Below are 21,332 nucleotides of genomic sequence, written 5' to 3' on the forward strand. Positions count from 1 at the left end.
GCCAAATTTCTTAGACAATACTGTCGCAATCGCTGCTGTCAATGTCGTTTTACCGTGATCCACGTGACCAATTGTACCGACGTTAACGTGCGGCTTGGTGCGTTCGAACTTACCTTTTGCCATTTTATTCTTCCTTCAAAAAGAACGATTAGATTAATTACCTGCCTCACTCACATCACGTTTGCGAGACAGGATTTCCGATTTAAATTACTTAGCTTTAGATGTAACGATTGCATCGATAACATTCTTCGGTGCTTCAGAGTAGTGCTTGAATTCCATAGAATAAGTCGCACGACCTTGAGTAGCTGAACGCAAAGAAGTTGAGTAACCAAACATCTCAGACAATGGCACTTCAGCTTTAATGATCTTACCGCCACCACCAGCAATCTCATCCATACCTTGAACCATACCGCGACGTGAGGACAAATCACCCATCACTGTACCAGCGTAGTCTTCAGGTGTTTCTACTTCAACGGCCATCATCGGCTCCAGAATAACTGGACTTGCTTTACGACAACCATCTTTAAACGCCATAGAACCCGCCATACGGAACGCGTTTTCATTGGAATCGACGTCATGGTATGAACCGAAGAACAATGTTACTTTAACGTCAACCACTGGGTAACCAGCCAACACACCAGAAGTCAATGTTTCACGAACACCTTTTTCAACTGCTGGGATGTATTCGCGTGGAACTGTACCGCCTTTGATCGCGTCAACGAATTCGAAACCTTTACCTGGTTCTTGCGGTTCGATCTTCAATACAACGTGACCGTATTGACCACGACCACCAGATTGCTTAACGAACTTACCTTCGATTTCTTCGCAAGTTTTGCGAATTGTTTCGCGGTACGCAACTTGTGGCTTACCAACAGTTGCTTCCACGTTGAATTCACGCTTCATACGGTCAACGATAATATCCAGATGCAATTCACCCATACCAGCGATAATTGTCTGACCAGATTCTTCATCAGTACGTACGCGGAAAGATGGATCTTCAGCCGCCAAACGGTTCAATGCCAAGCCCATTTTCTCTTGATCTTGCTTAGTCTTTGGCTCAACCGCTTGAGAAATAACTGGCTCTGGGAACACCATACGTTCCAAGACAACGATCGCTTTTTCGTCGCACAATGTATCACCAGTTGTTGTATCTTTCAGACCAACCACCGCAGCAATATCACCCGCCAACATTTCCTTGATTTCTTCACGTTGGTTTGCATGCATCTGAACCAAACGACCAATACGCTCTTTTTTCTCTTTAACAGAGTTATAAACCGTATCACCAGAATTCAAAGTACCTGAGTAGCAACGCACGAAGCACAATTGACCAACGAACGGATCAGTTGCAATCTTGAACGCCAAACCAGAGAATTTCTCTGTATCTTTAGCTTCACGAACGACTGGCTCATCATCTTCATTCGTACCAGGAACTGGTGGAATATCTACTGGAGATGGCAAGTACTCAACAACCGCATCCAACATCGCCTGAACGCCTTTGTTTTTAAACGCAGTACCGCACAACATTGGAACGATTTCAGAAGCGATCGTACGTTGACGCAAAGCAGTTTTGATTTCAGCTTCAGACAAATCGCCTTCTTCAAGGTATTTGTTCATCAATTCTTCACTGGCTTCAGCAGCTGCTTCTACCATGTTTTCGCGCCATTTTTTCGCGTCAGCCAACAAATTCTCAGGAATTTCGCCGTATTCAAACTTCATACCTTGAGATGCAACATCCCAGATGATCGCTTTCATCTTAACCAAATCGATCACGCCTTCGAACAAATCTTCAGCGCCGATAGGTACTTGCAAAGGCACTGGATTTGCTTTCAAACGCGCACGCATTTGATCATATACTTTGAAGAAGTTCGCGCCAGTACGATCCATCTTGTTGACGAATGCCAAACGTGGGACTTTGTACTTGTTAGCTTGACGCCAAACTGTTTCAGATTGTGGCTGAACGCCGCCGACTGCACAGTAAACCATGCAAGCACCGTCCAAAACACGCATAGAACGCTCAACTTCAATTGTGAAGTCAACGTGGCCTGGGGTATCAATAATATTGATATGGTGTGGTGCGAAATTGTTCGCCATACCACTCCAGAAGCAAGTTGTCGCAGCGGAAGTAATAGTAATACCGCGCTCTTGCTCTTGCTCCATCCAGTCCATGGTAGCCGCGCCATCATGCACTTCACCGATTTTGTGATTTACACCGGTGTAGAACAAAACACGTTCGGTTGTCGTGGTTTTACCAGCATCAATGTGAGCCGAAATACCGATATTACGGTAGCGCTCAATGGGGGTCTTACGGGCCATAGCTATTCCTAAATCTTTTAATGGACAAAACCGAGCGTAATTTTCAAGAAGAAATCACGCCCGGCCTGATTCAATATACCTGGAAAAACCACTGTAAAAATTTCATACAATGGCCTCTCACTTTTAACGCAACGACTAAATAAATTAGAAGCGGAAGTGGGAGAAGGCTTTGTTGGCTTCAGCCATACGATGCACTTCATCACGTTTCTTCATTGCGCCGCCGCGACCTTCAGCAGCTTCCAACAATTCACCAGCCAAACGTTGTGGCATAGATTTTTCGCTACGCTTGTTCGCTGCTTCACGCAACCAACGCATAGACAAAGCCAAACGGCGAACTGGACGAACTTCAACTGGAACTTGATAGTTAGCACCACCAACGCGGCGGGATTTAACTTCAACCAATGGCTTAGCATTGTTGATTGCAGTTGCGAACACTTCCAAAGGATCTTTACCAGATTTAGTTTGGATGTGATCAAACGCGCCATAGATAATGCCTTCAGCAACAGACTTCTTGCCAGACAACATCAACACGTTAACAAATTTTGATACTTCAACATTACCGAATTTTGGATCCGGCAAAATATCCCGTTTCGGGACTTCACGACGACGTGGCATTTCAATTCCTTTCAATCTTCAGTTGAGCGGTCGACAACAGATTTATCAACGCTCGCGGTGAGCCATCATAGCCACCACTTACTCGGCTCATTCGAGACCGACACCTCTCCGAACTACGGAGATTTTACTGAGGCTTAGTTACAGAAAAATTACAAGTTGACTGTAAAATAAAATTCCAATGAATTAGAAGATTACTTCTTAACAGCCTTAGCGCGCTTAGAACCATATTTGGAACGAGCTTGCTTACGGTCTTTAACACCTTGAGTATCCAAAGCACCACGAACCATATGGTAACGCACACCCGGCAAATCTTTTACACGACCACCGCGCAACAAAACTACGCTATGTTCTTGCAAGTTATGGCCTTCACCGCCGATATACGAAATAACTTCGAAACCGTTGGTCAAGCGTACTTTGGCAACTTTACGCAAAGCCGAGTTAGGCTTTTTTGGAGTTGTCGTATAAACGCGAGTACATACGCCGCGTTTTTGCGGGCTGTTTTCCAGCGCCGGAGATTTGCTCTTAACCACTGCAGAAACACGTGGTTGGCGAATCAGTTGATTGATGGTTGGCATCGTTTTTAATCCAACAAAATACAACGTTAAACACACGCCCGGAAACGGTTGCCCGGGCACTTAAAATCTATATATTCACTCGCAAACAAAGTCTGCAAGCCCTCGACCATTCACGCTCATACACATGCTTAAATACAAATTAGCAGTGCGTAAGAATAAACCATATAAAATCGAGAACTCGCGAGTGTACACCTTTAATTTGGACAAAGTCAATGAAAAACAATGAAAACAACGACTTAGCTCCACGTTGAAGCTTGGCATCAGCATCTAAAAACGGATTTGTATTACGTCGCAGCACTTTTTACCTAATGGGCTACTTTCTTTCGTAGCAAAAATACCCCACAATCCTAAGACTGTGATCAGCGATTGATCGCGAAACCGCCCGCACCGCCTTCCAAATTGCGCAATCCAATCTAGTTTACCGTAGCCTTGCTGAATGCCTAAATTTATCATCTCATCCAAATATTACTTAATTGCAAGTTATTTTTTGATCAGTTGTCTGCCTTTTTTCAATTACATATTAGGTAAAACCGTTGAGCAGCCTGGGCGACTACTTTTCTATGAAACACTATGTTGGCTAGTTCTTTGGAGTGTCTTTAAGGGGCCGCGCTGGTTTCACTATGCATTGATACCCGCTTTTCTGGCAATTCCGATTGAAATCTACTTGCGCCTTTACTTCGGACAAGGAATTTCCACGCATCATCTTGGCATCATCGCCGAGACCAGCCCTAAAGAAGCCTTGGAATTTCTTGGCAACAAAGTCTGGCTTCTAATAATCATTTTCTTAGCGACATTCGCTTGGTGGTGGTCCTTGCTACCTGCAGCCAAGACAATACGCGAACTTGACTGGCATCATCGGTCTCGCTGGATTAGCCTTGCCATCATTTGTAGCGTCTTTATTTGTTGGAGCTATGGCGCTCGAGTTGGGGTCGCCAGCGCATCAAGCAGTCAACCCTCCAGCACGACATCAACAGAAATCAGGCTCTCACAAATACGTTCATGGGCGGGTCTGGAGGAATACCTCGATCAACAAGCCCCACTTCCTAGCTGGGCAGAAGAATTTTATGACCTAGAAAGCTTCTCCCGAAGCTGGCCGCTAGGAATTTGGGCTCGCATTGTCGATTTTTATCAAGAGCGAACCTACCTCGGAAATTTAAACGAAAAAAGTCGCCTTTTTCGCTTTCACGCGACACAAGCGCCTGGCAATGATTTTCAACAAACAATTGTTGTCGTCATCGGTGAGTCTTCTCGCTACGATCGCTGGAGTTTGAATGGTTATCAGCGCAATACCAATCCCCACTTAGCGCAAGAAGAAAATTTAGTAAGCTTCCATGACATGATCACTGCTGTTGCTGCGACCCGCTTGTCCGTTCCGATTATCACGACACGCAAACCTGCGACGCAGAGTTTAAAGGCGGGCTTTAATGAAAAATCTTTTTTAAGCGCTTACAAAGAAGCAGGCTTTAAAACCTTTTGGATTTCCAATCAAATGAGCTTCGGTCAATTTGACACACCAAGCTCCGTCATCGCAAAAGAGGCGGATGTTGTGCAGTTTCTGAATTTAGGCGGATTTACTAATAATTCCAGTTACGATCAAATTTTATTCGCACCACTACAACATGCGCTAGACGATAGTGCCCCCAATAAATTAATTGTGATTCATAGTCTCGGCAACCATTGGAACTACAGCCACCGCTATCCACAAGAATACGATCAGTGGAAACCATCGCTGTTTGGAATTCCCAATCCAGCCTATACCAATTTAAAAAATAAAGAGGCATTAAATAATAGCTACGACAATTCGATTTTATACAACGATTGGGTACTGTCGAAAATGATTACGCAACTCAAAGCAATGCCACACATGACCGCACTTTGGTATGTCTCTGATCACGGCCAGACACTTTATGACGGCTCTTGTAATCTCGCCTTTCATGGGCACAATACAAAATATGAATTTCACATTCCAGCGTTTGTTTGGTATTCCAATCAATACGCAGCACAACATCCGCATAAAATCACTCAATTGAAAGAACATCAAAACGCAAAGCTATCAACAGAAAATGTCTTTCACTCTTTAGTTGATATGGTTGATATCCGCTACCCCGACGAAAAATTGGAGCGCAGTGTTTTTAGTCCGCAGTGGCGATACCATACTCGCTATGTGGATAGTTACGGCTGGACACACTATGACGATGCGTACTTGAAAGGCGATTGTAAAGAAGTGATCGACAACAAGACCCCGCTGACGCAAGAAAAATAATTCAAAAGCAGCTTTTTTATATCAATTGCTCACAGAGAATTTGTGACTTACACTTCAGCTATGCGCCGCGATACAACTCCCACTTTGCTTTTTCTCGAATCTGAGCACACTACCGTCCAGGTACAGGGAGCATGGCTGACAGATATGCTGGTCGAACCAAGCTTAATGCAGACCATTAATGCTGGCCTAGAAACTGCGAAGCGCAGAACGGAATTACATTGGGATTTAAGCGAGCTCAGCGCCTTAGATCATATTGGTGCGCAGCTTTTATGGCTGAGCTGGGGAAAACGTTTCCCTCAACATCTTGAAGTCAGCGAACAACATCAGGCTTTGTTTGATCGTTTGGCTGAAGTCCAGGCGATTCCTCTGTTAGCACCACAAAAACCCTTAGTTCCGCCTTTTGGCAAACTCGGTCGCCTCTCACTCAACTTTGCTTTACACGTGATTGGCGTGACGGAATTGCTTGGTCAACTCGTATTGGATTTGGCAAGATTCGCACGACACCCCATGCGTGGACCATGGAAAGAAATTTCCGCAAATATATATCGTACCGGGTTTCAGGCAATGGCGATCACTGCGCTGGTCGGACTCTTAATTGGCGTTGTGCTCTCATATTTGTCCGGTCAACAATTGAGAAGTTATGGCGGCGATTTATTCATCGTCAATTTATTGGGCATCAGTATTATTCGCGAACTCGGCCCTATGTTAGCCGCGATTCTCATTGCAGGACGTTCTGGCTCAGCGATTACCGCCCAATTGGGCGTGATGAAAGTCACCGAAGAACTTGATGCAATGCGGGTCATGGGAATTCCGATAGGCTTCCGTTTGATCATGCCTAAAGTCATTGCATTGGCTATCACCATGCCGTTGATCGTCATTTGGACCGATGTGATGGCCTTAATCGGTGGCGCTATTTCCGCCCAATTCATCCTTGATATGTCACCAGGATTCTTTTTACATAAATTGCCAGATGTCGTTAGTCTGAGTAATTATTGGATAGGATTAGGAAAGGGTGTCGTGTTTGGGATATTGATCGCCGTGATCGCTTGCCATTATGGACTCAGAATTAAACCCAATACAGAAAGTCTAGGGCAAGGCACAACTAGTTCAGTGGTCGTTTCGATTACCTCAGTGATTATTGCCGATGCGTTTTTCGCGGTCTTGTTCCGTCACGTTGCGTATTAATTTGACGAAAATATTATGCAAAACCAAACCGCCCCAATCCGCAGCGAAACCATCATAGACATACAACATTTGCGCACGCAATTCGGTCGCACTGTGATTCATGATGATCTGAATCTGCAAATTCAGCGTGGGGAGATCTTTTCCATCGTTGGCGGATCAGGTTCAGGCAAAACCGTTTTAATGCGCCAGATTTTGGGTTTAGAGATTCCAAAAGCCGGCGTCATCGAAGTGTTTGGCGATAATATTCATGCGCCAAAACAGCAGCATCTTGAACATTTGCGCCGTCGTTCTGGCATGTTATTTCAGCACGGCGCTTTGTACTCGGCATTAAATGTCGTCGAAAATGTGGCGCAACCGCTACGTGAGCTGGGAAATTTGCCCGAGTCACTTATTATGGATATCGCTTATCTGAAGTTACATATGTCGGGCATTGGTTTTGAGCATGCCAAAAAAATGCCTTCTGATTTATCGGGCGGTATGATCAAACGCATTGCTTTAGCACGTGCGATTGCGCTTGATCCTGAATTATTATTTTTAGATGAACCAACAGCTGGCTTAGATCCTGATAGCTCAGACAGTTTCGTCAACCTCATCCAATCATTACATCAGTTACTCAAACTCACCGTTGTTATGGTCACACACGATCTCGATACTTTGTTTGCCTTATCCTCACGCATAGGTGTGATTGCCGATAAAAAAATGATTGCGGTTGGAACAGCCAGAGAAGTCACGCAAGTACAACATCCATTCATTCAAACTTACTTCCGTGGTGGTCGCGGTATCCGCGCGATGGAAGTTTTACCTCAAGCAAATATCCAGCAACATGCCATTGAACTAGCATCAGGAGCACCTCATGGAAAGTAAATCTCACGCGCTGATCGCTGGCGTGTTCGCAATTGGCCTCGCTATTTTGGCCAGCGTGTTTGCATTGTGGCTGGGCAAAGATGAAATTCAGCGTACTCCCTATACCATCGCCACATCATTAAAAGTATCTGGTTTAAATATACAGGCCGCAGTGCGCTATAAAGGCATCAAAGTCGGCAAAGTAACCGATATCGATTTCGACAAAAAGGTGCCGGGACAATTATTATTAAATTTAGATATTGTTTCCGACACGCCAATCACCCAATCCACCTACGCCACACTGGGCTATCAAGGCGTAACTGGCATCGCGTTTATTGAACTGGATGACGATGGCAGCAAACCCGCTGCACTTGTGCCTGATTCACAGTTGGGAATGCGCATTCCCTTGCGTCCGGGCTTACTACAAGAAGTTGAAAAACGCGGCTTGGTCATTTTGAGTCAAACGGAAGAACTCAGTAAACGCCTCAATGCTTTGCTTGACGAAGATAATCGCGCATCGCTTGCCAATACCGTCAAACAAATCGGTAAGACTGCCGCTGCGTGGGAAACATTGCCGGCAAAACTAGATCCCGTTCTCACCAGCTTGCCGCAAACCATTGCGCAAGCACGGGAAAGTGCTTTGGCGTTTAAACAGTTTTCAGATAATGCAAAAAACACCAGTAGCAACCTGAACCAGCTGATCAACAATTTACAAGGCGAAAATGGCAGCATCACCCGCCTTAGCAACAATGTTGAACAATTAAGTCATCGCCTGCAGTACGAAACCCTGCCGGCGATTAACAGCCTGGTGTTGGATGCAGGTGGCACACTACGTAGCATGCAACGCAGCACCGACAATTTTAATGAGCGTCCACAAAGCCTGTTGTTTGGTCCAAAATCGATTCCACCAGGGCCTGGTGAAGTTGGTTTCAAAAAGCAATGAGGCGACGTTTTTACATCAACTTAGCTCCGCTTAGCTTAACTCAGGCCACTCCCTAAATCGCCATTTCCATGCATGTACTCCATCAGATTTTTGCGCAGGATATTTTATGAACTCTTCAAGATTGACCATCACGACGGTAACTCGCGCGTCCTTCGCACTAGTAATCGCCAGCCTATTATTTGCCTGTGCAACACCGGTGACACATCAGCAGTTTGACTTTGGCAGTACGTCGATCACAACCAACAACAGCGCAAGTAACAAACTAAAAATCCTGCTGGCTGAAATACAAGTTCCCGCTAGTTTAGAAGGCTCTGCAATGCTATACCGATTGCAATATGAAAATGCGCAAGAGTTGCGTCCTTATGCGCAAAGTCGCTGGAGCATGCCTCCGGCGCAACTATTGAAACAAAGAATCAAGACGCATATCAATCAAGCAGGTGGCGCGGTGCTCGCAGCCAGCGATGGCGTGAAAAATTTGCCGCTATTGAAATTAGAACTCGAAGAATTTTCCCAACATTTTTCCAGCCCTACGCAAAGTCAGGTTCAACTACGCTGGCGTGCCAGCTTGATCAACAATAATCAGTTAATCGCACAGAAGGTTTTTCAGACACAAACACGATGCGAAAGTGCCGATGCCAAAGGTGGTGCGCAAGCGATGCCGCAAGCAACTGACCTAGCGATTGGGGAACTTATTGCCTGGTTACAGACTCAAGTCACATCAAACACTGTTTCTAATCCAGTTCGCAACTAAACTTATTCACGCAAACGCATGGCATCGAATCAAGAGCTCAGCGCATCACCTTTATCTCGCGCCAGCTTGGTAGCTTATGCGGTGTTGATTGTGTACGCCAGTTTGTATCCTTTCTCAGACTGGCATTTTGAAAACCTTGCCGCCTTCACAGCGCAACTTTCGCAATGGCCTCGTTATTGGTCAAAGTTCGATGCCATCGTGAATGTGATTGGATATATTCCATTTGGCGTTTTGCTGGTTTTCTCTTTATATCCACTACTTCGATCACGCTGGTCTTTTTTACTCGCAAGTCTGAGTGTCTGCGGCATGAGTTTGTTGATGGAGAGTATTCAATTTTTTCTGCCCAATCGCGTCACCTCGCTGTTAGATTTAATCACCAATGCGGCAGGCGGCATCTTGGGAGCTTTGTGTGGTGTACTACTGATACCGCTTATTTTAGAGAGTGGTCGCTTACAGTCCTTGCGAACTAAGTGGCTACAACGTGAATCGTCACCAGAATTAGTCGTGCTTGGCTTGTGGCCTCTTGCGCAGATTTTCCCGCAAGCTTTTTTATTTGGTCACGGTCAAATATTGCCAGTGCTATCGCTATGGTGTGAGGAATATTTGGATGTGAACATCGATCTGAGCGCCTATCTCAGACATGGTATCGAGTTGAGCCCAGAAACCTATTTACTGTCAGAAACCATCATAACCGCCAGCGCCTGCACTGGCGCCATTTTGATTTGCCTGTCTTTACTTAACCGACATGCGCCAAAATTTGCGCTCGCTTGTCTGCTACTGATCGCAGGCCTCGCGGTCAAAGCCTTATCAACTGCATTGATGTTTCAACCAGAAAATGCATTTCTATGGCTGGCACCCGGCGCTAAAGGTGGCATATTCATTAGTACCATCATGCTGTATGGATTTTCCTTCGCGCCCAGTCATGCGCAACGACGACTTGCCGTGCTGTTACTGGGCATCAGCCTGCTGATGGTCAATTTAATCCCCAGCAACCCCTACTTTTTAAATACCTTACAAACCATGGTGCAGGGGAAAATGCTGAATTTTTACGGTGCCGCGCAATTTCTATCGGTAACCTGGCCTTTCATTGCGATTTGGTATTTACTTAAATATCAACCATCTACTCAAAAGGCGCAAACGACTTAGGACGTGTTGACCTAGTTACCCCGATTTCGATTTCATCGTGTTCCAACTTGGCTTGCAGTCTCAGTTGCCGTCTCAGTTGCTGCCTCAGTTGCTGCCTCAGTTGCTGCCTCAGTTGCTACTTCAATTGCCCGCTTTTGCTGATCTGCCGCCTTCTGCAAATCTTGTTCTACTTGTTTCGCTGCCTCCAACGCCCTTCGCTGTTCCTCCGCAATCTTGAAAGCAGGCTCGTCTATGGCGCTAGCAGATGAAGGCGCCGACGCCTCGATAGGCTTCGCTTGTTTGCCACAAGCGCTACATAGCGCAACGGCGACAACAGTGGTGACAATCCAATTTAGCTTTAGCATGATATTTCCACTTCCAAAAAATACGTTTATAACAGGGGAAAATTCGCTGATCATGTTCAGCGATCGCCGCATTCACGATTTCAATTCGATGTATCATAGCGCCTTCTGTTCATCTGCCACGCGAAATTCACTAATTCGCAGAAATGAAAAAATCTCATGTCTGACAATCTCTATTTTCAAAAACACGTGTTCTTTTGTTTGAATGACCGCGATGATGGGCGCCAATGCTGCGCCAAAAGTGGCGCGCAAGCTGCACAAGAGCATGCTAAACGTCGTATCAAGCAACTCGACATGAATGGCGCAGGCAAAATTCGCATCAATAAAGCCGGTTGCCTAGATCGCTGTGAACAAGGTCCGGTGCTGGTGGTCTATCCACAAGGCACTTGGTACACCTATGTAGATCAAAGTGATATCGACGAAATTATTGATGTCGATTTGATCGGTGGTGGCGTGGTTGAACGTCTCAAAGTATAAAGATTTATGAATATCCACACCGAGCAATTTCTTATTCCAGGCAAAGCAGGTCAACTGCAATGTGCTGTGAATCATCCCGATCCTGAATTATTTCCTGCACCAACAGGTTTGGCGCTGGTAGCACATCCGCATCCGCTCTTTGGCGGCACGATGGAAAACAAAGTCGCGCAAACGCTGGCGCGCACTTTTATCTCGCTTGGTTACGTTACTGTCCGCATGAATTTTCGTGGCGTTGGGCAATCCGAAGGCGTACACGACGCTGGCATTGGTGAGACTGACGACATGGAAACGCTGTTGCAGCACATGCGTCAACGTTACCCTGATCTGCCCTTGGTATTGAGTGGTTTTTCTTTTGGTACTTTCGTGCAATCGCGCTTACACCAACGTTTGTCGACCGCGGGTATTCCTGTGCAAAGACTGGTTTTAGTCGGCGCCGCTGCGGGCAAATGGGCTATGCCAGATATTCCAGCCGATACGATTTTGATTCATGGCGAACTAGACGATACGATTCCATTGCAAGCGGTGTTTGAGTGGCTGCGGCCACAAGACATTCCGGTGGTGGTGATTCCCGGAGCCGATCATTTCTTTCATCGTCGTTTGCCGCATATCAAAAAAATTATCAGTGATTTGTGGACCTAACCCGATTATTTACTTTCTTTTCTATTTTGCTTAATCTCCAATGAAAAAAACTTTGTCTTCCCTGCTCTCTTCACTCGCGCTTATCGCAGTGACGCTAACCAATGTGTCTCTCGCCCAAGCGCAAACCCTGCCTAAGCCACTGATTGATGCGAAATCTTGGGTGCTGTTAGATGCGACTAGCAATCAAGTTATTAACTCTGATAATGCGACTTTACAAATCGAGCCAGCTTCACTGACCAAAATCATGACAGCCTACTTGGTATTTAACGCGCTCAAAGAAAAGCGCTTAGACATCAATCAACAAATTACAGTATCGACACGCGCTTGGAAAGTCGATGCAAGTAGCTCCAAAATGTTTATCGATCCAGCGACACCAGTGAGCATCAACGACCTGTTGTTCGGTTTGATCGTTCAATCTGGTAACGATGCTTCCGTCGCCCTAGCGGAAGCCGTTGCTGGTAGTGAAGACGCCTTCGTGGTGCAAATGAATCGCGAAGCTGCGCGTCTCGGCATGAAAGCAACACGTTATGCGAATTCACATGGCCTGCCTAGCCCAGATAATTTTTCAACTGCATATGATCTGGGCATTTTGGCATCACGTTTAATCGCTGATCACCCTGAGTATTACAAAACCTATTACTCCACCAAGAGTTATACCTATAACAAAATCACCCAAGCGAATCGCAATCGCTTGTTGTGGTTAGACCCAACTGTCGATGGTATGAAAACCGGCCATACGGAAGCGGCTGGCTATTGCTTAATTTCATCGGCAAATCGTCCTAATGGGACTGGCCAACGTCGCTTGATTTCCATTGTGACAGGCACCAAAAGTGACCAAATCCGCGCACAAGAAAGTTTGAAATTATTGAACTGGGGTTACTTAAACTTTGACACCGTCAAACTCTACGATAAAGCACAAGCCATCGAGACTTTAGATGTGTGGAAAGGTAGTCAAGGCAAAATCAAGGTCGGCTTCAATCAAGATCTGTATGTCACCTTACCCAAAGGCAGTGCCGCACGTTTGAAACCAGCCTTGGAACGCAAAGATCCACTAGTCGCGCCTATCGCTGCGAACAGCCGAATCGGTACCATGAAGATGATGTTGGATGGTAGAGCTGTTGCCGAATTTCCAGTATTAGCGTTAGAAGAAGTGCCGCAAGCGAGTATCTTTGGGCGTGCCTGGGATTCTCTTCGTCTTTTGTTCAAGTAATTTCTCTCGACGAGAAAAATCAAAAGCCCGCGATCACATCAAGTCATCGCGGGCTTTTTACTTCTTGCTGCTGATCTTGTGCTTACTTTAAAGCCGCTTCCTGATCCAACACCGACTTTGCTAACTTAGGCAAAAAGGCCACGATCCCCAGCCATGAGATAAATTGCAAACCCGTGCGCAGTGCTGCGAAACACAATGCGAACACCAACATTTGCGCCAAGGTTTCTAATCCACCGATTCCAGCAGCACTCACCAATAAATAAGCGGCATATCCAGAGATGAAAGTGATGGGAAACATAAACCACCATTGTCTTTGCAAATTTTTAGGCATCATTTTTCCTTAAGTGAAATCTTCGCCATCATACAAGAATTTGTCGACGCATTTTGATTTCGTCCAAAAGTCCAAGCTATATGTTTCTTATTGGTCCGATTGCTTTTGCAAAAGCATGTAATCAGCCGCATGCATAGAGCTTAATAACATTTCACCATTGTCTGCCACACGGAATCCTCCATAACGCGCCTTCTCGTAAAGATGCGCCTGCCCTTCTTCAAAGAAAAATGCATTGGTCGCAAACTTCATCTGAGCATTGCGAATCCGATAGCGCATCAAGAGTTCATTTGGGGCAAGCACTTCCCCGCGCTTTGCAATCCTTTGAAAATGCGCACGCTGGTGTTGATCGACACTGACGACTAAGGCACCATCAGGAGCAATCGCACTGGCCTCATCGGTCGCGCGTTGGCTTCCCCATTGAAAATTTGGAAAAGCCTGATTCGCCACTTGAAAACGCAAAGCCATGTAATCGCCTTGCATTAAAGAACGCGGATCTACTGGTGCTAGTTCAAGCAATACAAAACGACCATGCTTGAGTAATTGTTCGCGCTGATAAATCGAAAAATTAACCGCGCCCAAAATCAGGACGCCCGCGAGTATCGCCAGCCACATTCTCAATCTGGCACTTAACTTCCATGAAGACTTAAACATGCTCTGACTCCTGTTCCAAGTTATCTGTCGCTGATGTTGTCGAGTCAGCGATGGGGAAAAGACGTTTCAACAAAAAACGACTAGTCAACAGTAAGCCTGCCAATCCCAATAACACGATTGATTTGTACAATAAAGTCACTTGTAATTGATAGTAATAATGCGACACAAAACTCAGCAGTGCGATTAATCCCACGCCAAGCAAAACCCGGTCAGAAAAACTATACGCAATCAGAATTAATAAAAGCGCGCTACTTAAGCCAGGCGCAACATAAGAAAATCCACATAGAATAATCGCGGCCACTAAACTTAATATTGCAGGTAAGGAGTTCAACGTGAACTGCTGCCTTTGCAATACGATGACGGTAGCGGTAAGAAGTGCCAAATTCGCCAAACTAGTACCAACACGCCAACCGTGTAATAGCCACCAGCCGTGGTTGGGATCAAATGCCAATCTGCTGACAAATCGCCCACCTTCCGTGCACAACAAAGCAAAAGCTAGCGCATAAGCAATCGGGCGTAGCAATTCTGGTCTACGCAACAAAATTGGCGACCACCACAAGCCACAAGCGGCCAATGCCACCAAGCCATGCATGAGTCCAAAAATTGCTGATTGTTGGAAGAAAAAATAGGCGGCGAACACCGCACCCAAAGTCGTCAAGAAACGATGAATCCAGTTCGAAACAGTCACCGTCAACAAGACTTCAAACAATAGGATCGCCAGATACACTCCAGCACCATCGCTACGAAATTCTTGAAACAAACCAAATACAAAAAAACCTTGTCCAGCCAGACTGACCGCTAGCGCAAACTGCAACAAGAAATCATTGTTTCCAGGTATGCGGAACAACAGATAAGCAAGGCTGCATAAGCCACCACCGATACAAATCGTAACGATGCCATTATCTCTGGCAAGACTGAACAAAATGCCGACAAAGCCCATCAAAAATAAGGCACCAAGCCAACCAGAAAACCCCAGCATCACGCGTATATACCAAGGCTGGGTCGCAGTTTGCGCATGATCAAGCGCAGGCATATCGCCATCGACTATTTTTGCTTGCAGTAAGCGTGTCCAGATCGACACTGGCGTGAGCAACTCATGTTGTGAGGTATTCATGACTGGATCTCCTTCACCATTTTCTTTAGCCAGATACCGCCCAAAGCGGACGAACCGATGATCATCAATCCGACTAGTAAGAACCCTGCGGCTTCGCTGTGGCTGAGCACTTCGCGTGCTAACCACGCGTTGAACGTGATAATTAAGCTCAAGACTAGACCCGCCAACACAAACAAGTCTTTCACTTTGCGGCGATACACCCATAAAGTCAGCGGTGCCCAAACGAGGTAGGTGAGGATTGCAAGCAAGTTAGCTGACTGGCCTATTTGACGATACCGATCACCGTCACTAAGAATTGCCTCTAGCATTAACGTCGTTGCCAACACTCCCACCAAGGTCGCGACAACCCGCACCGACCAGCGCGCTTGTAAGTAGCGCACACCACGCCAGCGCAGCCATTCCCACATCAATAATGCCACTGCATTCAATATCAACATCGCCCATAACTGATTGCTTGAACTAAACAGTAAGCCAAAAAATCCACCAAAAGTATGAAAATATAGAAGCACACTAAGATTCACCAGACCCAGCCAAAATAAAACCATCGCACCTAATTGCGCGAGCAATACCCATGCCGTGATCGCGATCGCCCACACGAGGAACAATTCATAAGTATCTGCACCAGTTTGATAGGTCTGTCCAACCAAGGCTAATAAAGCACCGGTAAATAAACTAGCTAATAACAAACTGGCTTTACCTGCGGTACTCTCTAAACCAAGCTTCCAACAAGCGATTAATGCACAAACAATCGCGGCTTCTGCTAGACCGAATTTAGCGAAGCGCCCCATCGTTTGCCAGTTGTAGGCTAAAAAGAAAATCAATGCGGCACCGAGCGCAATCACGCCACACCACAAAAGCATCTGGTCGATAAAACGTCGCCACTGCGCGGCTTTCGGTTGTATGCCTGCCAAGTCCAGCGCAATGACTTCGTGACCAGCTTTCACCCGCCCTTGCGCGATCCAATCTAGTACTATGTTTGACGACTCCATCTTATCTCCCAACAAAAGAAAACAGTGCAACAATAGTAACACCCACCACCGTAAAGACGTCTAGCAAAAATCCTAAAGTGGCAAGCCATACCGCATTTAGGCGCAAAATCTGCGCCCCCAAATGAAAGTCACAAGTGTTTTACAGCCGCTTAGATAAACAAGGCTTGCAGTCTGCCAGATAGGGGTTCAAACTATTGGTTTTGGTGGAATTGCCCCCATTTAGGCTTGAGAAACAGGTAAAAATCGCAAATTTTAGCGATTTTTCACAAAAAACCTGTCAATACCCCACTCAAATTGCCTTTTAAAGAAGTTTTATCATGCACGAAATCAAACCTGAAGACAGCCTTATTGAATATCCTTGCGACTTCCCCATCAAAGTGATGGGTGTGATGCAGGATTCCTTTGCCCAAACCATCGTCGAAGTGGTGATGATTCACGACCCGACTTTTCATGCAGGCAAATTAGAAATGCGTCCGTCTAGCAAGGGCAATTATCTGGCATTGACCGTGACTATCCGTGCGATTCATCGTGAGCAACTCGACAATTTGTATCGCGATTTATCGGCTCATCCTATGGTCAAGATGGTGCTGTAAGTTAATTCAATTTTTCAGGGCGTTTTGCACTGAATACGCTGAAATCCGGCTTTTCTTGGCTTTTTACGATTCGCTGCAATTCGCACTTAGTCTTACCAGCACTTCACATAGAAACATTTCATCTTCATGCAAGCCTTACAATCCATCGTAGACAAACAAAAAGTCGGTGCCCGCTTCGTTATTTCGGCGCCAATGCTGGGATTAGATCCCGTTGCTTTTGATCGCCTTGCGCAATCTTGGATCGCAACAGGTGGACCTGGTTTTGTCTTAGATGGCATTCCGTTTCGCAAAGTCGTAGATGGACAATTTTTCATCCAAAGAGTCACAGTCAAACGTCTGGCGGAACAAAGATGATTGACGCGAGCATCGATCCGCTGGCAATTACCATCCGTCAGCGTGGACAAGAAGACTATCAAACCAGCTTCTCTGCAATGCGCGCTTTCACCGACGCACGCACTGCCGATACGCCAGATGAACTCTGGATAGTCGAGCACCCACCGGTATTTACACTGGGGCTTGGCGCAGATCAATCGCATGTACTAGCCCCGCATGATATTCCCGTGATTCAAACTGATCGCGGTGGTGAAGTCACTTTTCATGGCCCGGGCCAGGTAGTGATTTATCTCTTGATTGATCTCAAACGTCGTCACACTAAAGGCCGTTTATTCGCGCGCGAATTCGTCCATCAAATCGAACAAGCGGTGATCGACACCTTGGCAGCGTATAATATCGCCGGTGAACGCATTGCCGGAGCGCCCGGAATTTACCTGAAAGATGGTGAATGGCAAGGTGCAAAAATTGCCGCACTAGGATTAAAAGTACGCGCGAATGGCTGTACTTATCATGGTGTATCGCTGAATGTGACGATGGATTTGCAGCCGTTTTCTTGGATTAATCCTTGTGGCTACGAAGGACTTGCCACCATTGACATGCGAACGCTGCAAGTACAAGTCCCGCTGGAGCAAGTACAAACTGCCTTAGCAAAGCGTTTACAACATTTATTGACCGTCGCCTAATAGAGCTACTGATTAGCTACGAATTAAACGACCAACTGAGCAATGAACTGAGCTATGACTACCGAAAATACCCCACTCGCCACCGACAATACCAACTACGACCCAACAGAAAAACAAAAGGGTGCGAGTAAGACTTCCCGTATTCCTATCAAAATCGTGCCAGCAGAAAGATTGCCTAAGCCTGATTGGATACGCGTCAAAGCTGGTTCACCAACGACACGTTTCTACGAAATTAAAGATATTCTGCGCGCGAATAAATTAGTCACCGTCTGCGAAGAAGCGAGTTGCCCGAATATCGGCGAATGCTTCGGTAAAGGCACCGCGACCTTCATGATCATGGGCGACAAATGCACACGTCGCTGCCCGTTCTGCGATGTCGGTCATGGCCGCCCAGATCCGCTTGATGTCAACGAACCCTTGAATCTGGCAAAAACCATTGCCGAATTACGCTTGAGTTATGTCGTCATCACTTCCGTTGATCGCGACGATTTACGCGATGGCGGCGCAGCGCACTTTGCTGAGTGCATCAGCAAAATCCGCGAACTATCACCAATGACACGCATAGAAATTCTGACACCAGATTTCCGTGGTCGCATGGATAGAGCTTTAGAAATTCTCAACATGGCACCGCCAGATGTCATGAATCACAATCTGGAAACCGCTCCACGCCTTTACAAAGAAGCACGTCCAGGTTCAGACTACGAATACTCGTTGAATTTGTTAAAGCGTTTCAAAGAACAACATCCAAACGTACCAACCAAATCCGGCATCATGGTTGGCTTGGGTGAAACCGACGAAGAAATCCTGCAAGTGATGCGCGACATGCGTGCGCACAATGTCGACATGCTGACCATCGGCCAATACTTAGCACCAAGCGGTCATCACTTACCAGTGCGCCGTTACGTGCATCCTGACGTATTCAAAATGTTTGAAGAAGAAGCCTACAAAATGGGCTTCGCCCATGCAGCAGTTGGCGCCATGGTTAGGTCTTCCTACCATGCGGATCAACAGGCGCATGGGGTGGGAACCTAAGAAAAATGAAAGCTATTTCAGCCTATAAATAAATAGAGTGATCGAAATAGAGTCCAACAGAAGCGGCATACCACTCGCAAGGTATGCCGTTTTTTTCATTATGAGTTCAACTTTTACACGATATCGATACACATTGCCATAATGCAAGTTATTGTTTATTAAGGACTTTCCTAAAGTTTCCGCCATTTTCTGCCGTTACAGCACGATGTTTCGTTTTTTAACATCGCTGACCATGTTACCGCTTCAACTTACGCGCATCTTTGACTATCAACAACCGGCTACAGACATGTATCGGAGCGATTCATCGCGGGTGAACGCTGCTGACGGGTCATCACAAACAGGTGCAGCGACCGAGATCATCGAAGAGCGCCGTCAACAAACGGACAGGCGTGCGTTGGAAAGACGCGAAAAACAGCAAGCTACGTTTCTCAACACCCGAAAAATGCAAGGCCGAAGACGCTCAGCTGGACGTAGGGCGAACGATGCCCAAAACACTTATCGCCCTATTTCGCTAAAAGGATGAAGGGATAAAGTCCCAGCTTCTAAAACAGCAAAAAAAGTCTGAACAAGCACCAATAGAGCGGACGCTAATTTTTTACATGTAAAAAACGGCACTTTACAGCGGATATCTCTACAGATTTATACATCGTTCACAGTCGGTGCCCCACGATAGTGCACAAGCTTCCTATAATTCTTCTCTCAAGAAGTGCGTCGCACAACAGGCACAGAATCTGCTTTTAGAGCCACGCACTCAGCATTCATGTATGTCAGCATTTGGGAGGTCGGCATGAGTTTCATGCGAATTTTTACTATCTTTGAGAACATTTCTGCACCTAAGAAAACGATCTCTTCTGGCTCGATATTGTCTGGGCAATATCAGCCTACCGAGACAGCACAGTCACGCACAAAAACTTGGCCACAAATAGAGCGAAGAGTAAGTGTAGACCGACGCCAACAAGAAAGACGTACGGTAAATTGTCAGCCCTATATCGATACCAGAAAAAATAATGGCAGGCGTCGTAGTTTTGGTCGACGTGTCAGCGATCAGGCCTCAGGATTGCCGTTTTGAGCATTTTTTAAACTGATGTCGAATAAATATTGATGACTTCGTTGGGGACCAAAACTAAAGACTTACTTCTTTTACATATCTAGATCGCATTTTCAATACATCCTCAATAATTCAAGGATGTGCATAAAAACCCCATGCAATTTAAGCATTGTGACTTCTTCGTCGCGATTGCACCGACAAATTCAGGGAATCTACTGCTTTTGCGCGTTTTTTGCGCAGTTTTTTTGCTAAGTGGGCAATCAATTGGTAGGATGGAGCCTGTGCAAAAATGATTGTTTTTTCTGGGTTTTCGCGTTTGAACAAAGCCGTCTAACACAGAAAATGGTGGTTTATAAATTTCATAATAAACTATCTAATCAATGCATTAAGCTCACTTTATTTTTTTCATTTCTGATTGATCTGCAATATGCAAAATAGCCTGACCCGCAAACCTATAGAAATAAAAATATCCACGGTTGTGGCAATTGCCGTCATGCTGAATGAAGCTGTGCTCACCACGCTTGAAGTCGCCCTGAAAGAAATGACTGGCGGAACACCTGATTTCTTCGATGATGAATTCGCAATCATTGATGTGGAAAGTATCGCAAATGAAACTTTGGATTGGGAAGCAATTATCGCCTTGTTCAAATCATGCGGACTGAACGCTGTTGCGGTACGTAATGCGGCAGAGGAGCAGCATGCAAAAATTCGTTCTCACGGGCTGAGTATTGATGTCGTTAGCAAAGCAAAACCTGAATTACCTAAGGATGTAGGTGCAGTTGCCGATGCAATAGCACCTGCGCCAGTGACGATTTCTGTAAAACCAGAACCACAAGCATTACCCACAGCTGCAACAATGCCCGCTGCGGTTGAGCATATTCCTGCGATGATTATCGATACACCAGTGCGAGCAGGACAAAGAATTTATGCACGTGGCTGCGACTTAATTGTTACTGCCTCTGTAAATAATGGCGCCGAAGTCATTGCGGACGGCAGCATTCATATTTATGCACCGTTGCGAGGACGCGCTCTAGCTGGTGCCCGTGGCAATACCAACGCACGTATTTTTGCAACCGCGATGGAGGCCGAATTAGTCTCTATCGCTGGCATCTACCAAACTTTTGATGCAGGCTTCCCAAAACTAGCGGCAAACCAGCCTGTACAAATCAAATTGGTCGGTGACAGTATTGAAGTATCATCACTGAAATCGGCTTAACAGAAATCAACTTCAACTATCGCTTCATTTTCGTCTTAGTT

At 45.9% G+C, this 21,332-nt stretch carries 24 protein-coding genes; 15 read left to right on the forward strand and 9 right to left on the reverse strand.

Features of this window, described 5'->3' with window-relative positions:
- From H8K33_RS19040 to rpsL, 4 genes are all read right to left on the reverse strand, one after another.
- A partial coding sequence (locus H8K33_RS19040) for a GTP-binding protein (RefSeq protein ID WP_017454492.1) occupies positions 1-123 on the reverse strand: 123 nt, incomplete at its 3' end.
- A gap of 84 nt (positions 124-207) precedes the next feature.
- On the reverse strand, positions 208-2,313 hold the full coding sequence (gene fusA / locus H8K33_RS19045; protein ID WP_186892659.1) for an elongation factor G: 2,106 nt from the start codon (positions 2,311-2,313) through the stop codon (positions 208-210).
- Between the two features lie 144 nt (positions 2,314-2,457).
- Positions 2,458-2,928, reverse strand: a complete 471-nt coding sequence (gene rpsG, locus H8K33_RS19050) for a 30S ribosomal protein S7 (protein ID WP_186892660.1) — start codon at positions 2,926-2,928, stop codon at positions 2,458-2,460.
- A gap of 191 nt (positions 2,929-3,119) precedes the next feature.
- Positions 3,120-3,503, reverse strand: a complete 384-nt coding sequence (gene rpsL, locus H8K33_RS19055) for a 30S ribosomal protein S12 (protein WP_186886132.1) — start codon at positions 3,501-3,503, stop codon at positions 3,120-3,122.
- Between the two features lie 436 nt (positions 3,504-3,939).
- On the opposite strand from rpsL, the gene H8K33_RS19060 reads away from it, so the two are divergent.
- The 6 genes from H8K33_RS19060 (at position 3,940) to H8K33_RS19085 (ending at position 10,634) form a co-directional block, all read left to right on the forward strand.
- Positions 3,940-5,766, forward strand: coding sequence for a phosphoethanolamine transferase (locus tag H8K33_RS19060; protein WP_186892661.1), 1,827 nt, complete (start codon positions 3,940-3,942; stop codon positions 5,764-5,766).
- A gap of 60 nt (positions 5,767-5,826) precedes the next feature.
- Positions 5,827-6,951, forward strand: a complete 1,125-nt coding sequence (locus tag H8K33_RS19065; protein ID WP_186892712.1) for an MlaE family ABC transporter permease — start codon at positions 5,827-5,829, stop codon at positions 6,949-6,951.
- Positions 6,952-6,966: 15 nt separating this feature from the next.
- Positions 6,967-7,815 (forward strand): ABC transporter ATP-binding protein, encoded by an 849-nt coding sequence (locus tag H8K33_RS19070; RefSeq protein WP_186892662.1) that lies wholly within the window; start codon positions 6,967-6,969, stop codon positions 7,813-7,815.
- Positions 7,805-8,737, forward strand: coding sequence for an MlaD family protein (locus H8K33_RS19075; RefSeq protein ID WP_186892663.1), 933 nt, complete (start codon positions 7,805-7,807; stop codon positions 8,735-8,737). The genes H8K33_RS19070 and H8K33_RS19075 overlap by 11 nt, the downstream gene beginning before the upstream one ends.
- Positions 8,738-8,843: 106 nt before the next feature.
- A complete protein-coding gene (locus tag H8K33_RS19080; RefSeq protein WP_186892664.1) occupies positions 8,844-9,488 on the forward strand; it encodes an ABC-type transport auxiliary lipoprotein family protein in 645 nt (214 codons plus the stop codon).
- An 18-nt stretch (positions 9,489-9,506) separates the two neighbouring features.
- Complete coding sequence (locus H8K33_RS19085) at positions 9,507-10,634, forward strand: VanZ family protein (protein WP_186892665.1); 1,128 nt, start codon at positions 9,507-9,509, stop codon at positions 10,632-10,634.
- Positions 10,635-10,666: 32 nt separating this feature from the next.
- On the opposite strand, the gene H8K33_RS19090 is transcribed toward H8K33_RS19085, so the two are convergent.
- Complete coding sequence (locus H8K33_RS19090; protein WP_186892666.1) at positions 10,667-10,978, reverse strand: hypothetical protein; 312 nt, start codon at positions 10,976-10,978, stop codon at positions 10,667-10,669.
- A 156-nt stretch (positions 10,979-11,134) separates the two neighbouring features.
- On the opposite strand from H8K33_RS19090, the gene H8K33_RS19095 reads away from it, so the two are divergent.
- From H8K33_RS19095 to H8K33_RS19105, 3 genes are read left to right on the forward strand one after another with little or no spacing between them, the layout of a single operon-like run.
- The gene (locus H8K33_RS19095) at positions 11,135-11,452 is read left to right on the forward strand and encodes a (2Fe-2S) ferredoxin domain-containing protein (RefSeq protein WP_186892667.1); all 318 of its coding nucleotides are present in this window, start codon (positions 11,135-11,137) and stop codon (positions 11,450-11,452) included.
- Between the two features lie 6 nt (positions 11,453-11,458).
- Entirely contained in the window at positions 11,459-12,091 is a 633-nt protein-coding gene (locus H8K33_RS19100) for an alpha/beta hydrolase (protein ID WP_186892668.1), read from the forward strand.
- 40 nt (positions 12,092-12,131) lie between these two features.
- A complete protein-coding gene (locus H8K33_RS19105; protein ID WP_186892669.1) occupies positions 12,132-13,301 on the forward strand; it encodes a D-alanyl-D-alanine carboxypeptidase family protein in 1,170 nt (389 codons plus the stop codon).
- 82 nt (positions 13,302-13,383) lie between these two features.
- On the opposite strand, the gene H8K33_RS19110 is transcribed toward H8K33_RS19105, so the two are convergent.
- From H8K33_RS19110 to H8K33_RS19125, 4 genes are all read right to left on the reverse strand, one after another.
- Positions 13,384-13,632 carry a hypothetical protein gene (locus H8K33_RS19110; RefSeq protein WP_186892670.1) on the reverse strand — a complete coding sequence of 83 codons (249 nt, stop codon included), beginning with the start codon at positions 13,630-13,632 and terminating at the stop codon, positions 13,384-13,386.
- A gap of 87 nt (positions 13,633-13,719) precedes the next feature.
- Entirely contained in the window at positions 13,720-14,283 is a 564-nt protein-coding gene (locus H8K33_RS19115) for a GDYXXLXY domain-containing protein (RefSeq protein ID WP_222613501.1), read from the reverse strand.
- A complete protein-coding gene (locus H8K33_RS19120) occupies positions 14,276-15,397 on the reverse strand; it encodes a DUF4401 domain-containing protein (protein ID WP_186892671.1) in 1,122 nt (373 codons plus the stop codon). The genes H8K33_RS19115 and H8K33_RS19120 overlap by 8 nt, the downstream gene beginning before the upstream one ends.
- A complete protein-coding gene (locus H8K33_RS19125) occupies positions 15,394-16,386 on the reverse strand; it encodes a DUF2157 domain-containing protein (RefSeq protein WP_186892672.1) in 993 nt (330 codons plus the stop codon). Before H8K33_RS19125 ends, H8K33_RS19120 begins: the two co-directional genes overlap by 4 nt.
- A gap of 317 nt (positions 16,387-16,703) precedes the next feature.
- Here H8K33_RS19125 and H8K33_RS19130 point away from each other — a divergent pair, with 317 nt between their 5' ends.
- From H8K33_RS19130 to minC, 6 genes are all read left to right on the forward strand, one after another.
- On the forward strand, positions 16,704-16,979 hold the full coding sequence (locus H8K33_RS19130) for an HP0495 family protein (RefSeq protein ID WP_186892673.1): 276 nt from the start codon (positions 16,704-16,706) through the stop codon (positions 16,977-16,979).
- A 126-nt stretch (positions 16,980-17,105) separates the two neighbouring features.
- The gene (locus H8K33_RS19135) at positions 17,106-17,333 is read left to right on the forward strand and encodes a hypothetical protein (RefSeq protein WP_186892674.1); all 228 of its coding nucleotides are present in this window, start codon (positions 17,106-17,108) and stop codon (positions 17,331-17,333) included.
- On the forward strand, positions 17,330-17,995 hold the full coding sequence (gene lipB, locus H8K33_RS19140; RefSeq protein WP_186892675.1) for a lipoyl(octanoyl) transferase LipB: 666 nt from the start codon (positions 17,330-17,332) through the stop codon (positions 17,993-17,995). Before H8K33_RS19135 ends, lipB begins: the two co-directional genes overlap by 4 nt.
- A gap of 54 nt (positions 17,996-18,049) precedes the next feature.
- Positions 18,050-19,027: a lipoyl synthase gene (gene lipA, locus H8K33_RS19145; RefSeq protein ID WP_186892676.1), complete on the forward strand. Its 978-nt coding sequence runs from the start codon at positions 18,050-18,052 to the stop codon at positions 19,025-19,027.
- A gap of 787 nt (positions 19,028-19,814) precedes the next feature.
- Positions 19,815-20,096, forward strand: coding sequence for a hypothetical protein (locus H8K33_RS19150; protein WP_186892677.1), 282 nt, complete (start codon positions 19,815-19,817; stop codon positions 20,094-20,096).
- A 406-nt stretch (positions 20,097-20,502) separates the two neighbouring features.
- A complete protein-coding gene (minC, locus tag H8K33_RS19155) occupies positions 20,503-21,291 on the forward strand; it encodes a septum site-determining protein MinC (protein ID WP_186892678.1) in 789 nt (262 codons plus the stop codon).
- Positions 21,292-21,332 lie beyond the last annotated feature (41 nt).

It is taken from the genome of Affinundibacterium amnicola (genome assembly GCF_014284275.1).
GTDB lineage: Bacteria > Pseudomonadota > Gammaproteobacteria > Burkholderiales > Burkholderiaceae_D > Undibacterium > Undibacterium amnicola.

Coding starts and splice junctions, on each gene's coding strand:
- fusA (WP_186892659.1), bottom strand. CDS start 2,313: ATGGCCCGTAAGACCCCCATTGAGCGCTACCGTAATATCGGTATTTCG.
- rpsG (WP_186892660.1), bottom strand. CDS start 2,928: ATGCCACGTCGTCGTGAAGTCCCGAAACGGGATATTTTGCCGGATCCA.
- rpsL (WP_186886132.1), bottom strand. CDS start 3,503: ATGCCAACCATCAATCAACTGATTCGCCAACCACGTGTTTCTGCAGTG.
- H8K33_RS19060 (WP_186892661.1), top strand. CDS start 3,940: ATGCCTAAATTTATCATCTCATCCAAATATTACTTAATTGCAAGTTAT.
- H8K33_RS19065 (WP_186892712.1), top strand. CDS start 5,827: ATGCGCCGCGATACAACTCCCACTTTGCTTTTTCTCGAATCTGAGCAC.
- H8K33_RS19070 (WP_186892662.1), top strand. CDS start 6,967: ATGCAAAACCAAACCGCCCCAATCCGCAGCGAAACCATCATAGACATA.
- H8K33_RS19075 (WP_186892663.1), top strand. CDS start 7,805: ATGGAAAGTAAATCTCACGCGCTGATCGCTGGCGTGTTCGCAATTGGC.
- H8K33_RS19080 (WP_186892664.1), top strand. CDS start 8,844: ATGAACTCTTCAAGATTGACCATCACGACGGTAACTCGCGCGTCCTTC.
- H8K33_RS19085 (WP_186892665.1), top strand. CDS start 9,507: ATGGCATCGAATCAAGAGCTCAGCGCATCACCTTTATCTCGCGCCAGC.
- H8K33_RS19090 (WP_186892666.1), bottom strand. CDS start 10,978: ATGCTAAAGCTAAATTGGATTGTCACCACTGTTGTCGCCGTTGCGCTA.
- H8K33_RS19095 (WP_186892667.1), top strand. CDS start 11,135: ATGTCTGACAATCTCTATTTTCAAAAACACGTGTTCTTTTGTTTGAAT.
- H8K33_RS19100 (WP_186892668.1), top strand. CDS start 11,459: ATGAATATCCACACCGAGCAATTTCTTATTCCAGGCAAAGCAGGTCAA.
- H8K33_RS19105 (WP_186892669.1), top strand. CDS start 12,132: ATGAAAAAAACTTTGTCTTCCCTGCTCTCTTCACTCGCGCTTATCGCA.
- H8K33_RS19110 (WP_186892670.1), bottom strand. CDS start 13,632: ATGCCTAAAAATTTGCAAAGACAATGGTGGTTTATGTTTCCCATCACT.
- H8K33_RS19115 (WP_222613501.1), bottom strand. CDS start 14,283: ATGTTTAAGTCTTCATGGAAGTTAAGTGCCAGATTGAGAATGTGGCTG.
- H8K33_RS19120 (WP_186892671.1), bottom strand. CDS start 15,397: ATGAATACCTCACAACATGAGTTGCTCACGCCAGTGTCGATCTGGACA.
- H8K33_RS19125 (WP_186892672.1), bottom strand. CDS start 16,386: ATGGAGTCGTCAAACATAGTACTAGATTGGATCGCGCAAGGGCGGGTG.
- H8K33_RS19130 (WP_186892673.1), top strand. CDS start 16,704: ATGCACGAAATCAAACCTGAAGACAGCCTTATTGAATATCCTTGCGAC.
- H8K33_RS19135 (WP_186892674.1), top strand. CDS start 17,106: ATGCAAGCCTTACAATCCATCGTAGACAAACAAAAAGTCGGTGCCCGC.
- lipB (WP_186892675.1), top strand. CDS start 17,330: ATGATTGACGCGAGCATCGATCCGCTGGCAATTACCATCCGTCAGCGT.
- lipA (WP_186892676.1), top strand. CDS start 18,050: ATGACTACCGAAAATACCCCACTCGCCACCGACAATACCAACTACGAC.
- H8K33_RS19150 (WP_186892677.1), top strand. CDS start 19,815: ATGAGTTTCATGCGAATTTTTACTATCTTTGAGAACATTTCTGCACCT.
- minC (WP_186892678.1), top strand. CDS start 20,503: ATGCAAAATAGCCTGACCCGCAAACCTATAGAAATAAAAATATCCACG.